Source organism: Yoonia sp. (assembly GCF_965660735.1).
In the GTDB taxonomy this organism is placed as follows: Bacteria; Pseudomonadota; Alphaproteobacteria; order Rhodobacterales; family Rhodobacteraceae; genus Yoonia.
Genome location: NZ_CBFIBD010000024.1, coordinates 1 through 12,115 on the forward strand (window position 1 = coordinate 1; position 12,115 = coordinate 12,115).

Below are 12,115 nucleotides of genomic sequence, written 5' to 3' on the forward strand. Positions count from 1 at the left end.
GGGGTGGACAGGTCGCGCGACACGCTGATGGCAAATACCTTGCAATTCGCGCGCGGTTTACCTGCAAATAACGCCCTGCTATGGGGCGCGCGCGGCATGGGAAAATCAAGCCTTGTCAAGGCGGTGCATGGCGCTTTGCAGGTTGATCACCCCGATCTGAAGATGGTCGAGGTCCAGCGCGAGGATTTGCCGACGATCGGGCGTTGCCTGAATGTGCTGCGCGGTGCGCCGGAACGGTTCATCCTATTCTGCGATGACCTGTCGTTTGGCCATGACGATGCGCATTACAAGTCGCTCAAGGCCGTTCTGGATGGCGGGATCGAGGGGCGGCCGGATAATGTGGTCCTATATGCGACATCCAACCGCCGCCATCTGATGCCCCGCGACATGATCGAAAACGAACGTTCCAGCGCCATTTCCCCCGCCGAGGCGGTCGAGGAAAAAGTGTCGCTTTCGGATCGGTTCGGGCTGTGGCTGGGCTTTCATCCCTGTGATCAGGATCAGTATCTCGCGATGATCCGCGGGTATTGCGATGCCCACGGTGTGGATATCGACGATGCCACCCTGAGAGCCGAGGCGATTGAATGGCAAGCGACCCGCGGCAGCCGGTCGGGCCGCGTAGCCTGGCAGTATTTTACCGATCTTGCGGGCCGGCGTGGTGTGATCCTGCCGTAAGCTGGATCACGCTCTACCCTACGTCACGGCAGGAAATCGGTTGGATCGACACTCTGCAGCCCGCGGCGCACTTCGAAATGCAGGAATGAAGGGTCGCTTGCGCGGATCTTGCCGATGGTTTGTCCGCGCGAAACCGTATCACCCTTGTTCACGGTCAGGCGGTCGATATTGGTATATACCGTCAGCAAGCCGTCATCATGCTTGATCACCACGATGGCCACACCGCTGGTGTTGGTGGTCACTGCGGCAACACTTCCGGCGTCGGCTGCTTTGACATCGGTGCCTGCGGGGGCCGCGATATCAATGCCTTCATTCGTGCCGGGGTTGTAGCCACGAAAAATGCTGCCTTGCACGGGCTGCGCAAGCCGGGCCGACGAAGTTGTGGTCGGCGATCCCAGATCGGGGGCCGCTGGCGTTGCGCTGGCGGGCAGGGGGGCCGACGGCCTCTCGTCGGGCAGCGGCGTTGCCGCGCTTGGCGGCACTGGCGTGGCAGACCCTGCGCCGGGGGCTTCGATCACGCGTGTCGTGGGGGCGGGGGATGACTGGCCTTGGGGGATCAGCAGAAACTGCCCGGAGCGCACCGTAAATTCACTGTCCAGTCCGTTCCATTCGGCAATCGTGCGCACCGGCACATTGTAAAGCCGCGACAACGCAAATACCGTTTCCCCACGTTGCACCTGGTGCCGGATCGGTTCGGGCTGTGCCGGAACCGCTGGTGCAGGATTTGCAACCGGTGTGACCGGATCAAGCGGCGTGGCTGTCACGGCCGTACTGCCTGCGCCTGCACGATCAAGCGCGCCCGTCGCCACGGCTGCCACGTCAAGCGGCTGACCGGCCACTGGCCCACCGGCGGTCATTGGGTCCGGTACACGGGACGGCAGCGCAACAATTTCGTCACGACGCAAGATCACATCCGGTGCGATTCCGTTATACGTCGCCAGTTCGTCCACATCCAACCCCAGACGGATGGCGATGCCGCGGATTGTATCGTCGCGCTGCGCCACCACAACCTGATAGGTCGGATAGGAAATCACACCACGCGCATCGGGCCTTGGTCGATCAGCCCGTGTCTGCACTGCATTGGTGGTGTCGAACCCATTGCCAAGATTGCGCATGTCGGGATCAAAATCCGCGCATGCCGACAGTGCCACCAATGCTGCACCTGCCATCAGCAGCGTCTTTTTGGGGGTCTTTTGCCCTTGGGCCATCTTACCGCTCCTCTTTGTCAGCCGCCCCTTGTTGTCCGGGGTCGTGCTTTTGCCTGTCTAGTCCTGTCCCAGCCCTTCAAGCAAGGGAACAAAGCGCACGGGGCGCAATTCGTCATAGTCATAGCCACTCTCGTGCCGGGTGACGCGGATCAGGCTTTGCACTGTATCCGACTGGCCGACCGGCAACACCATGATACCCCCAATGCGCAATTGCGCCAAGAGGGGGCCGGGCGGGTCTTCGGCGGCGGCCGTCAGCAATATCCGATCAAACGGGGCCTGTTCGGCCAGACCGAAACTGCCATCGGCGGTAAAAGCGGTGATGTTTGTAATGTCGCGTGCCTCGAATACGGCGCGGGCGGCCTGTACCAGCCGCCGGTAACGGTCCACCGTATAGACCCGGCGCGACAGTTTGCTTAGGATTGCGGCCTGATAGCCCGATCCGGTGCCGATTTCCAGAACCTTGTCGCGCGGCGTGATCCGCAAGGCCTGCGTCATGATTCCCACGATTGACGGCTGGCTGATCGTCTGACCGCAGGCGATAGGCAGCGGCATGTCGTCATATGCACGGTCGGCAAACGTGCCGCGCATGTAGTCGGCACGGTCCACTTGTTCCATCGCGGTCAGCACGCGGGCATCCGTAACCCCCTTGCTGCGCAGGGCGTAAAGGAATTGCATCTTGGTGGCCGCGTCGAACGTCACTTGAGCGCATCCCGCAGTGTCGCGACCATATCGTAATCGGTCAGGTCTACGCGCATCGGCGTGATCGAGATAAAGCCATCCAGATTGGCCGCCGCATCGGTGCCGGGGGCGGTGGGTTCGTGTTGCGGGCCACCGCGCAGCCACAGGAACTTGCGCCCGGTGGGCGATGTCTGGGCCTCGGCCCGGAACCGTGTGTTCAGACGGAACCCCTGGGTGGTGGCGGCCATGCCCTTGACGGCGGCCGCGGGCACGGGGGGGAAATTGACATTATAGAAAATCTGATAGTCCGCATCGTCCCATAGATTGTCGTTCAACAAGGCCCGCACAGTGGCCGCGCCATGGGCTGCCGCCGCTTCGAACGGGTTATCCAGATCCTTGTTGCCGTCGCCATAAAACTGCGACAAGGCGATTGAACGCACCCCTTGCAGCGCGCCTTCGATACAGGCACCGACCGTGCCGGAATAAAGCGTGTTTTCAGCCGCGTTATTGCCCCTGTTCACGCCAGACAGGATCAGGTCGGGCAGGCCTTCTTTCATCACGTCATAGATGCCGGCCATGACGCAATCGGCGGGCGAGCCTTCGGCGGCAAAGCGACGCTCGGACAGTTCTGCTATCATCGTCGGGTGGGTGTAGCTTATGCAATGACCGACGCCGGATTGCTCGAATGCGGGCGCAACGGTCCAGACCTCGCCGCCCGCGCCTGCGACATCATGGGCGATGGCAGTCAGCACCTTCAGCCCCGGTGCGTTGATCCCGTCGTCATTGGTGATGAGAATGCGCATTGTTCACCCCTGTTTCCCATTGTTCCTATGGCAGCGGGCAGGGGGCGGCAAGCCGGGTGGCACGCTGCAAGTTGCGCTTTTCGGGAATGTGGCGCAAAGGACTCAGAACCGGCCTAAGCGGGCAGGATTTGAGGCAACAGGCGCGCGGCCTCGGTGGCGGGGTCGGTCAGGGTGCTGCGATCCTCTCCGGGGTGGAACCGGGCGCGTGTGGCCGTGGGCATGGGCGCGGGTTCGAGGATCGTCACCTTCGGCCCGGTCCGCAAGCTTTCGGCCTGCCAACTGCGCGCGAGTGCGATCTGTGCGGCCTTGCTTGCACCATATGCGCCGAAAAACTGCGCCCCGCCGCGCGGGTCATCGAAAAACACCGCCTGTCCTGTTTCCCCCAACAAGGGGCCCACATAGGCGATCAGGCGCGCCGTGGCCTCAACGTTGATGGACATGGATTTCGCCAGATCCTTGGGGCCGATATGTCCGGCAGGCGCCAGGGGGGCCGCATGAACAGCAGCATGCAGCCACAGATCCAGTTTGCCCCAGCGGTCAAAGATTCCGCGGCACAGCTGCTGCATGGCCGCATCGACGGTAATGTCCATCGGTGCCAGCGTCGCCTGCCCACCCAGCGCCTGAATTGCGTCATCCAGGTCTTCCAGTGCGCCGACGGTCTTGCCAACGGCGATGATGTGATGCGTTGGCGCCAGCGCCTTGGCCAGTGCCGCGCCCAAGCCCCGAGAGGCACCCGTGATCAATGCTATCTGTGTCATGCGCGCGGTGATGTGCCGAACCGGCGGCAAGGTCAAGAGGTCAGGATCACGAACCGGGCACGGCCAGCGCATGCGTGGAGCCTGCAACATCCAACAGCATCACGGATGTATCGCCGATGGCGGTGACGGTGACGCCCAGCACCTGCGCCCCCGGCGTGGCCCGTGCGATTTGTCCGCGAGACGACCGCAACAGCGCCGCAGGCCCATCATGTGAATTGAAGATGCCGATCAGGGTCAGACCGTTCAACGGCAGAATGCCCGCGAGGGTCGCGTGATCGGCCGCAAGGGCCGGTGTTGTTTCTGACATGTGAACACCGCTTGTTTTTCTTCTGCGCACCTATGCCAGAGCCAAGGGGCAGGCAAAAGCCCGTCACAGGCGCCGCAGTGGTCTGATGGGCGTTATTCCGCCGCCGTTTTCGCCTGAAACCCCTGTTCGATCATATCGCTGGGCGCGATGGGGTATTCGCCAGAGAAACAGGCGTCGCAATAGGCGGGGTTCTTCTTGTCGCGCCCCTCTGCCACGCCGACGGCGCGGTAAAGCCCGTCAAGAGAAATGAATTTCAGGCTGTCCACTTGCAGATGGTCGCGCATTTCTTCTTCGGTCATTGTCGCGGCAAGCAGCTTTTCGCGCTGCGGTGTGTCCACGCCGTAAAAACAGGGCCATGCGGTGGGGGGGCTTGCGATGCGAAAATGCACTTCTGCCGCGCCGGCATCAAGGATCATTTCCTTGATCTTGCGGCTGGTGGTGCCGCGCACCACGCTGTCGTCCACCAGAATGACGCGCTTGCCCTTGATCAGGGCGCGGTTGACGTTCAGTTTCAGACGCACACCCATGTTGCGGATGCTTTCGGATGGTTCGATGAACGTCCGCCCCATATATTGGTTGCGGATGATTCCCATTGCATAGGGAATACCCGATTGCAGCGAATAGCCGATCGCCGCAGGCGTGCCGCTGTCGGGCACCGGGCAGACCAGATCGGCATCGACCGGGGCCTCTTTTGCCAGTTCGCGGCCGATGCTTTCGCGGGTTTCATAGACCGACCGGCCACCCAGAATACTATCGGGGCGGCTGAAATAGACGTGTTCGAAGATGCAGAAACGCGACTTGGCGCGGCGAAACGGGAAATGGCTTTCGACGCCATCGGTGTTGATCACGACCATTTCACCGGCTTCGATTTCGCGAACGAACTCGGCACCGATGATATCCAGCGCACAGGTTTCCGACGCCAGCACCCAAGCGTCGCCAACCCGGCCCAGCACCAGCGGGCGTACGCCTAACGGGTCGCGGCATCCAATCAGTTTTGTGCGGGTCATGGCGACGATGGAAAACGCGCCTTCGACCTTGCGCAGCGCCTCTTCCATACGGTCAACGATGGTGCGACCCATGGACCGGGCCATCAGGTGGATGATGCATTCACTGTCGGATGACGACTGAAAGATCGACCCGCGTTCGATCAATTCGCGCCGCAGGCGCAGGGCGTTGGTGATATTGCCGTTATGGGCAATTGCCGCACCGCCCATCGCAAATTCGCCAAAGAAAGGCTGCACATCGCGGATCGCGGTTTGCTGGCTTTTGTCACCGGCGGTGGAATAGCGCACATGCCCGATGCCAATGGGGCCGGGCAGGCGGGCCATCATGCTGGCAGAGGTAAAGTTATCGCGCACCAGACCCATCCGGCGGGCTTGATGAAACCCGCTCTGCGGGTCGTGGGTGACGATGCCGCCGGCCTCTTGGCCGCGGTGTTGCAGGGCGTGCAGGCCCAGGGCGATGAAATTCGATGCATCAGTGACACCGACCACACCAAAGACGCCACATTCCTCGCGCAGCTTGTCGTCGTCAAAGGGATGGGCGGGGGGCATGTCGTGGGACAAGAGGGCAGCTCCGAATCCAAGGGGGTTGACTTGGGCCCGTCTTAATAGGTCAGACGGGCCATGTCACGAAACGATCATCAGATGCCCGGCTGCAAAAGGCGCAGCTGCACATTTGTTGCACACCTGCTTATTGCGCAGCAGGCGGTGCGGCGGGTTCACCACAGGAACCGACCAATTGCTCATATTGTTGTGTGATCCATCCCAACGCCTGTTCGGGGTTCTGCGCCTCGATCCGGCCGGTCAACTGGGCAAATGCCCCGGCGGACCTGCTATCGTCAATCATTGCAATGGCTTGGCCGGAAAACACCGTCTCGTAGACAAAAAAGGCAACCGCAATCAACAGCACGCCGCGCAGCGCGCCGAACAGGAAACCGGCGGCCTGATCAACCCCACCCAAGGCCGACCGTTGCACCACTGTCGAAAACAGGGGTGTAAAGACGGACACCACGACAAGTGCGACGGCAAAAACTGCGGCAAATGCGGCGATGATGGCCAGTTCACAACTGTCTCCGATGAAATCGCCGACAACAGGCACCTGGCGGACCAACGGTTCCACCTGATCGGCAAAAATAAAGGCAACGACAGTGGCCCCGATCCATCCCAGGATCGCCATGGTCTCGCGGACGAAACCCCGGCTATAGGCCAGAACGGCCGATAAAAGGATGATGATGGCGACACCTGCGTCTACCAATGTGAAACCGTCCATGATCCGTCTCCTGCGTGGGCGCTACCTTGCGCCGAATAACTCTTCTACAAATCCGGCCAGATCCTGCGTCTGGCGCAGGCTTATTCCGGCAACCGCGGCTTTCTTGACCTGTTGCGGCATGATCGCGGATGTAAAACCAAGTTTCTGGGCTTCTTTCAATCTATTTTCGGTCTGGACCACCGGACGCAGCGCGCCCGACAGGCTGATTTCCCCGAATATGACGGCCTCTGACGGCAAAGCAGCATCTTCGCGCGCGGACACAAGGGCAGCAGCAACAGCCAGATCCGCAGCCGGTTCGGTGATGCGCAAACCCCCTGCTACGTTGAGATAAACATCCAACCCCGTAAAGGGCACGCCGCAGCGCGATTCAAGCACGGCAAGGATCATCGCCAGCCGCCCGCCGTCCCATCCGACGACGGATCGCCGGGGTTGGCTGTGTGGCGAAGGTGCCACAAGTGCCTGTATCTCGCACAGCATGGGGCGGGTGCCTTCGATGCCAGCAAAGACCACCGACCCGGGGGCAGGGGTACTGCGTTCGGACAAAAACAGCGCCGAGGGATTCTTGACCTCTGCCAGCCCCTTGCCGGTCATTTCAAAGACGCCGATTTCATCTGCGGGGCCAAAACGGTTCTTGACCGACCGCAGGATGCGGAACTGATGCCCACGTTCGCCTTCGAAATAAAGCACGGTATCGACCATATGTTCGACAACGCGGGGGCCTGCGATCGTGCCGTCCTTGGTGACGTGACCGACCATGATGACAGACATGCCATTGCGTTTTGCAAAGGTGGTCAATTCATGCGCCGAAGACCGGACCTGCGACACGCTGCCCGGCGCGCTGTCTACATTGTCGGCCCACATCGTCTGGATCGAATCGATGATTGCCAGATCGGGCTTTTCAGCCTCCAGCGTGGTCAGGATATCGCGCAGGTTGGTTTCGGATGCCAGCATCACAGGGCTTTTTTCCAACCCCAGCCGCCGTCCGCGCATTTGCACCTGCGCATTCGATTCCTCGCCGGAAATATAGATGACTTTCAGCCCGTTGCGGGCAAATCGTGCGGCCGCCTGCAACAGCAGAGTGGACTTGCCGATGCCGGGATCGCCACCCACCAGCAGGGCCGATGCCTTGACCAGCCCGCCGCCCAGCACGCGGTCCAATTCGCCCACACCGGCCTGCGTGCGCGGTGGTTCTGCCTCTTGCGTATCAAGATCGGTCAAGGGGATCGATCGGCCCCGCAATCCGCCCAGCGTCTTGCCCTTGGGGCCGGACGACAACGCCTTGTCCTCGGTAATGGAATTCCAAGCACCGCAAGCGTCGCAGCGACCCGACCATTTGCCGAAGGATGCGCCGCATTCATTGCAGGAAAAGGAAAGATCTTTCGCCATGTTCACCTTTTGGACCAATATGAAACGGTCGGCAATCTACTTTGTCTGTTTCGCGGTCAGGGTTGATATGATGACAGAGGCAAGAATACATGCCGTGAACAGGTAAAGCCCCCATGCCGTTTCCACCTTGCCCACGCCAATCCCCTTGATCACCACGATGTATAGCGCGACCAGAAACACATCGGCCATCGCGAGTTTTCCCAGCCACGACAGCACCGGCAATACCTTGCGCCGCATCATGTTGAAATGGATCAGCGCCAGCCCGATGGTTTTCAGATAGGGCGCGAACAGCGCAAAGAATGTGACCAGCAACGCCAGCGCCACATCGCTGTCCCACAGCGCCTGCATTCCCGAAATCACGCTGATTTCGCTTAGCCCGAACAGCGGCAGCAGGCCCGCGCGCATCAGTGGCGCGAACCACGCGATCGGAAACAGGACCAGCAGCAACAGGTTGGCGATCCTCAGGGCATTCAGCATCTATTTGCCGTAGGTCTTGCGGTTATAGCGCGCGCCAAGCTGGGTCAGTACTTCGTAACCGATTGTTTTTGCATCCGCAGCCAGATCGTCCACGCTTTGCTGCGGGCCGATAAGTGTCAGCTTGTCGGGCGTTTCATCAAGGTCGGTGATATCGATGGTCAGCAGATCCATCGACACGCGCCCCACCAGCGGGCAAGCCGTGTTGCCATGATAAAGCGTGGCCTTGTCAGACAGGATGCGGAAAATCCCATCGGCATACCCGCCCGAGACAGTGGCCAGCCGCGTCGCACGTTCAGCCTGCCAGCTATTGCCATACCCCACGACCTCGCCTGCGGCGACATCGCGGACCTGCACGACAGGCAGGTCCAGTTCGACCACCGGGGTCGCATCTGCAAACGGAAGCCCCCCATAAAGCCCGATACCCGGGCGGGTGAGGTCAAAGTGATATTCCGGCCCGAGCAGGATACCGCCCGTGGCCGCCAGTGACCGTGGCACATTGATGCCGTCCGTCAGCTGTTTGAAAATATCCAGCTGATGCGGGTTCATCGGGTGGTCGGGTTCATCGGAACAGGCCAGATGCGACATCACCAGCGTCGGGTTTTGCGACAGCACCAGTTCAGCCACCGCGGCCCATTCCTGCGGCTCCATCCCCAGTCGGTTCATGCCGGTGTCAAGCTGGATGCCAAAGGCGTGGCCGGGCAGGGTTTCGAAATGCTGTGTCATCTGCGCGACCGAATTCAGCAGGGGCGTCAGTCGCAATTCGCGGATCAGGTCGGTATCGCCCTTCATATGTCCTGAAAACACGTTGATTTCAGGCTTGTCACCCAGTTCGGCACGGATGGGTGCCGCCTCTTCCGCGACGGCGACAAAGAATTGCCGCACACCCGCGCGAAACAGCGCCTTGGCCACATTGGCGGCGCCAAGGCCATAGCCGTTTGCCTTGACCACGGCAGCGGTCTTGGCGTTGGTCATGTCGTCCAGTGCACGCCAGTTGGCGACAACGGCATCAAGGTCGATTGTAAGGCGTCCTGTACTCATGTCGCATCTTTTGGCAGGGGGAGGACCGCGCGGCAAGAGCTTACCGCATCACCGGCAGATTCTGCTCTGCCGAACCGTGACAGGCTTGCAATGATACATGCAACAACAGACGATCTCAGAACTGCTGATCTTCGCCTTGCTGCCATGGTTTGATCAGATTGCCGAACCGCGTGAATTCGGATGTGAACGACAGCTCGACCGTGCCGATTGGTCCGTGCCGCTGCTTGCCGATGATCACCTCTGCCTTGCCATGCAGGTTCGACATCTTGTCCTGCCAGGCGGCGATGGCTTCCATGTTGGCATCATCGGGCTTTTCACGTTCCACGTAATATTCGCCGCGATAGACGAACATGACGACATCGGCGTCCTGCTCGATCGACCCTGATTCGCGCAGGTCAGACAGTTGGGGGCGCTTGTCTTCGCGGCTTTCCACCTGGCGCGACAGCTGTGACAAGGCCACGACGGGAATGTTCAATTCCTTGGCAATCGCCTTGAGCCCCATCGAAATCTCGCCGATTTCCTGCACGCGGTTGTCAGAAGTGCCGCGCACCAGCTGCAAATAATCCACGATCAACAAATCCAGCCCATGCGTTCGTTTCAACCGGCGCGCGCGAGCCGCCAGTTGTGAAATCGGGATCGCGGCGGTGTCATCAATGAACAGTGGACACGATTCCAGCTTTTTCGCCGCATCGACAAAGCGGCGGAATTCGCTCTCGGTCATTTCACCCTGCCGGATCTTGTGGGACGAAATTTCCGACGCCTCCGCCAGGATACGTCCAGCCAGTTGTTCGGCGCTCATCTCAAGCGAAAAGAAACCGACGACCCCGCCGTCCATGGCCCCTTCCGACCCATCGGACAGCCGCCCCCGCTGATAGGCCTTGGCGACATTATAAGCGATATTCGTGGCCAGCGATGTCTTGCCCATCGACGGGCGCCCGGCAAGGATCAGCAGGTCCGATTTATGCAGCCCGCCCAGCTTCTTGTCCATATCGACAAGACCCGTGGAAATTCCCGCCAGCCCGCCCTCGCGCTGATAGGCAGAGTTGGCGACATTCACAGCTGTGGTCACCGCGCGCAAGAAACTTTGAAACCCCTGTTCGGCTGTGCCCTGTTCGGCCAGCGAATAAAGTGCCTGTTCGGCTTCGACGATCTGTTCCTTGGGCTCGCTTTCCACATCGACCTTGGCGGCTTTATCAGCAATGTTACGCCCCAGCTGGATCAGCTCGCGCCGTGTGGCCAGATCATAGATCATCTGGGCATAGTCGCGCGCCGCAAAAGCCGAGATCGCAGCCCCCGCCAGACGCGCCAGATAGGGCGGCCCGCCCAACTCCTTCAGGCCCTCGTCGTCCTCCATGAAGGTTTTCAGCGTTACAGGGCTTGCCAGCATGTTCTTGCCGATGCGGCTCGCGGCTGTTTCAAAAATACGCGCATGGACCGGATCATAGAAATGCTTGGGCCCGATCACCGAAGCTACCCGGTCAAAAATATCGTTGTTGGTCAGGATCGCGCCCAGAAGCTGTTGTTCGGCCTCGATGGAATGCGGCATCAGGTCAGGCGTGGTGTCATCAGACCCGGTTGCATTGAATGTCGTGATCTCGTTCATTTTATTGCCCCGCCTGCTCCAGACTGCTCCTAGCAGTAATGCAGATGCGCCTGCCACACCTGTTCCTGTGGATACCCGGGGATAACTCTTGCCGAGCCCCCCAAAAAAGGCAGGCGCCGTCAACATCGGGTAGCCATCGCTGTTCAGGCTACCCTATGCGGCAATATCCATCCACAGCCTGTGGAAAAGATTTTAACGGTTTATGCAGGCGTCCAATCGGCCGGATCGCGCAGATAGGCCTCGACTGTGGCCAATGTGGCCGGATCGAACGCGCCGCGCGCCTTGGCTTCGGTCAGGACATCCCACCATGTGCAAAGATGGATCAACTGCACGCCGTGATCGGCCAGTGTCTGTTCCACACCGTCAAAGATGCCATAGAAAAAGATCACGGCAGTGGCCGAACAGGTGGCACCCGTGTCGCGGATCGCATCCACAAAAGACAATTTCGAGCCGCCGTCGGTGGTCAGATCCTCGACCAGCAGCACCCGCTGACCTTCGGTCATCACGCCTTCGATGCGGGCGTTGCGGCCATAACCCTTGGGTTTCTTACGCACATAGGTCATTGGCAAGGCCAGACGTTCAGCGACCAGTGCTGCAAAGGGAATACCCGCCGTTTCGCCACCTGCAACATTGTCGAAGGCCTCGAAACCGGCCTCGCGCATGATTGAAACTGCCATGAAATCCATCAGCGTGGCGCGAATGCGCGGATAGGAAATCAGCTTGCGGCAATCAACATAGGTCGGCGCCTGCTTGCCGGATGCATGGGTGAACGGTTCAAAGGCGTTGAAATCAATCGCTCCGATCTCGATCAGCATGCCGGCGGTCAACTGCGCCATTTCTTCTTTGGTGGGAAAAGAGGTCGGGATCATCACGTCTACCTATTGCTTCTTCAGAGTATAAATATCCCCGCC

Annotated in this window: 13 protein-coding genes; 1 reads left to right on the plus strand and 12 read right to left on the minus strand. The window is 60.2% G+C overall.

What is annotated here, in order from left to right; translation table 11 throughout:
• Nucleotides 1-675 (plus strand): ATP-binding protein (locus tag ACTG4B_RS09990; RefSeq protein WP_439155554.1); only part of this gene is annotated, 675 nt, incomplete at its 5' end.
• Between the two features lie 23 nt (nt 676-698).
• Here ACTG4B_RS09990 and ACTG4B_RS09995 read toward each other — a convergent pair.
• The 12 genes from ACTG4B_RS09995 to ACTG4B_RS10050 all read right to left on the minus strand — a co-directional run bounded on the left by ACTG4B_RS09995 (nt 699) and on the right by ACTG4B_RS10050 (nt 12,073).
• Nucleotides 699-1,883, minus strand: a complete 1,185-nt coding sequence (locus ACTG4B_RS09995; RefSeq protein ID WP_439155555.1) for a peptidoglycan DD-metalloendopeptidase family protein — start codon at nt 1,881-1,883, stop codon at nt 699-701.
• Nucleotides 1,884-1,940: 57 nt separating this feature from the next.
• Nucleotides 1,941-2,582 (minus strand): protein-L-isoaspartate(D-aspartate) O-methyltransferase, encoded by a 642-nt coding sequence (locus ACTG4B_RS10000; protein ID WP_439155556.1) that lies wholly within the window; start codon nt 2,580-2,582, stop codon nt 1,941-1,943.
• On the minus strand, nt 2,579-3,364 hold the full coding sequence (gene surE / locus ACTG4B_RS10005; protein ID WP_439155557.1) for a 5'/3'-nucleotidase SurE: 786 nt from the start codon (nt 3,362-3,364) through the stop codon (nt 2,579-2,581). The genes ACTG4B_RS10000 and surE overlap by 4 nt, the downstream gene beginning before the upstream one ends.
• 113 nt (nt 3,365-3,477) lie before the next feature.
• On the minus strand, nt 3,478-4,122 hold the full coding sequence (locus ACTG4B_RS10010) for an SDR family NAD(P)-dependent oxidoreductase (RefSeq protein WP_439155558.1): 645 nt from the start codon (nt 4,120-4,122) through the stop codon (nt 3,478-3,480).
• Between the two features lie 46 nt (nt 4,123-4,168).
• Nucleotides 4,169-4,429 (minus strand): hypothetical protein, encoded by a 261-nt coding sequence (locus ACTG4B_RS10015; RefSeq protein WP_439155559.1) that lies wholly within the window; start codon nt 4,427-4,429, stop codon nt 4,169-4,171.
• A 92-nt stretch (nt 4,430-4,521) separates the two neighbouring features.
• Complete coding sequence (gene purF / locus ACTG4B_RS10020; RefSeq protein ID WP_439155602.1) at nt 4,522-5,982, minus strand: amidophosphoribosyltransferase; 1,461 nt, start codon at nt 5,980-5,982, stop codon at nt 4,522-4,524.
• Nucleotides 5,983-6,121: 139 nt separating this feature from the next.
• Nucleotides 6,122-6,700 carry a CvpA family protein gene (locus tag ACTG4B_RS10025; RefSeq protein WP_439155560.1) on the minus strand — a complete coding sequence of 193 codons (579 nt, stop codon included), beginning with the start codon at nt 6,698-6,700 and terminating at the stop codon, nt 6,122-6,124.
• Nucleotides 6,701-6,721: 21 nt separating this feature from the next.
• Nucleotides 6,722-8,086, minus strand: a complete 1,365-nt coding sequence (gene radA / locus ACTG4B_RS10030) for a DNA repair protein RadA (RefSeq protein ID WP_439155561.1) — start codon at nt 8,084-8,086, stop codon at nt 6,722-6,724.
• Nucleotides 8,087-8,122: 36 nt separating this feature from the next.
• Complete coding sequence (locus ACTG4B_RS10035) at nt 8,123-8,563, minus strand: paraquat-inducible protein A (protein ID WP_439155562.1); 441 nt, start codon at nt 8,561-8,563, stop codon at nt 8,123-8,125.
• Nucleotides 8,564-9,601, minus strand: coding sequence for an alanine racemase (gene alr, locus ACTG4B_RS10040; protein WP_439155563.1), 1,038 nt, complete (start codon nt 9,599-9,601; stop codon nt 8,564-8,566).
• Nucleotides 9,602-9,716: 115 nt separating this feature from the next.
• The gene (locus tag ACTG4B_RS10045) at nt 9,717-11,204 is read right to left on the minus strand and encodes a replicative DNA helicase (RefSeq protein WP_439155564.1); all 1,488 of its coding nucleotides are present in this window, start codon (nt 11,202-11,204) and stop codon (nt 9,717-9,719) included.
• 200 nt (nt 11,205-11,404) lie between these two features.
• Complete coding sequence (locus ACTG4B_RS10050; RefSeq protein WP_439155565.1) at nt 11,405-12,073, minus strand: orotate phosphoribosyltransferase; 669 nt, start codon at nt 12,071-12,073, stop codon at nt 11,405-11,407.
• Nucleotides 12,074-12,115: the final 42 nt, after the last annotated feature.

Coding starts and splice junctions, on each gene's coding strand:
- ACTG4B_RS09995 (WP_439155555.1), bottom strand. CDS start 1,883: ATGGCCCAAGGGCAAAAGACCCCCAAAAAGACGCTGCTGATGGCAGGT.
- surE (WP_439155557.1), bottom strand. CDS start 3,364: ATGCGCATTCTCATCACCAATGACGACGGGATCAACGCACCGGGGCTG.
- ACTG4B_RS10010 (WP_439155558.1), bottom strand. CDS start 4,122: ATGACACAGATAGCATTGATCACGGGTGCCTCTCGGGGCTTGGGCGCG.
- ACTG4B_RS10015 (WP_439155559.1), bottom strand. CDS start 4,429: ATGTCAGAAACAACACCGGCCCTTGCGGCCGATCACGCGACCCTCGCG.
- purF (WP_439155602.1), bottom strand. CDS start 5,982: ATGCCCCCCGCCCATCCCTTTGACGACGACAAGCTGCGCGAGGAATGT.
- ACTG4B_RS10025 (WP_439155560.1), bottom strand. CDS start 6,700: ATGGACGGTTTCACATTGGTAGACGCAGGTGTCGCCATCATCATCCTT.
- radA (WP_439155561.1), bottom strand. CDS start 8,086: ATGGCGAAAGATCTTTCCTTTTCCTGCAATGAATGCGGCGCATCCTTC.
- ACTG4B_RS10035 (WP_439155562.1), bottom strand. CDS start 8,563: ATGCTGAATGCCCTGAGGATCGCCAACCTGTTGCTGCTGGTCCTGTTT.
- alr (WP_439155563.1), bottom strand. CDS start 9,601: ATGAGTACAGGACGCCTTACAATCGACCTTGATGCCGTTGTCGCCAAC.
- ACTG4B_RS10045 (WP_439155564.1), bottom strand. CDS start 11,204: ATGAACGAGATCACGACATTCAATGCAACCGGGTCTGATGACACCACG.
- ACTG4B_RS10050 (WP_439155565.1), bottom strand. CDS start 12,073: ATGATCCCGACCTCTTTTCCCACCAAAGAAGAAATGGCGCAGTTGACC.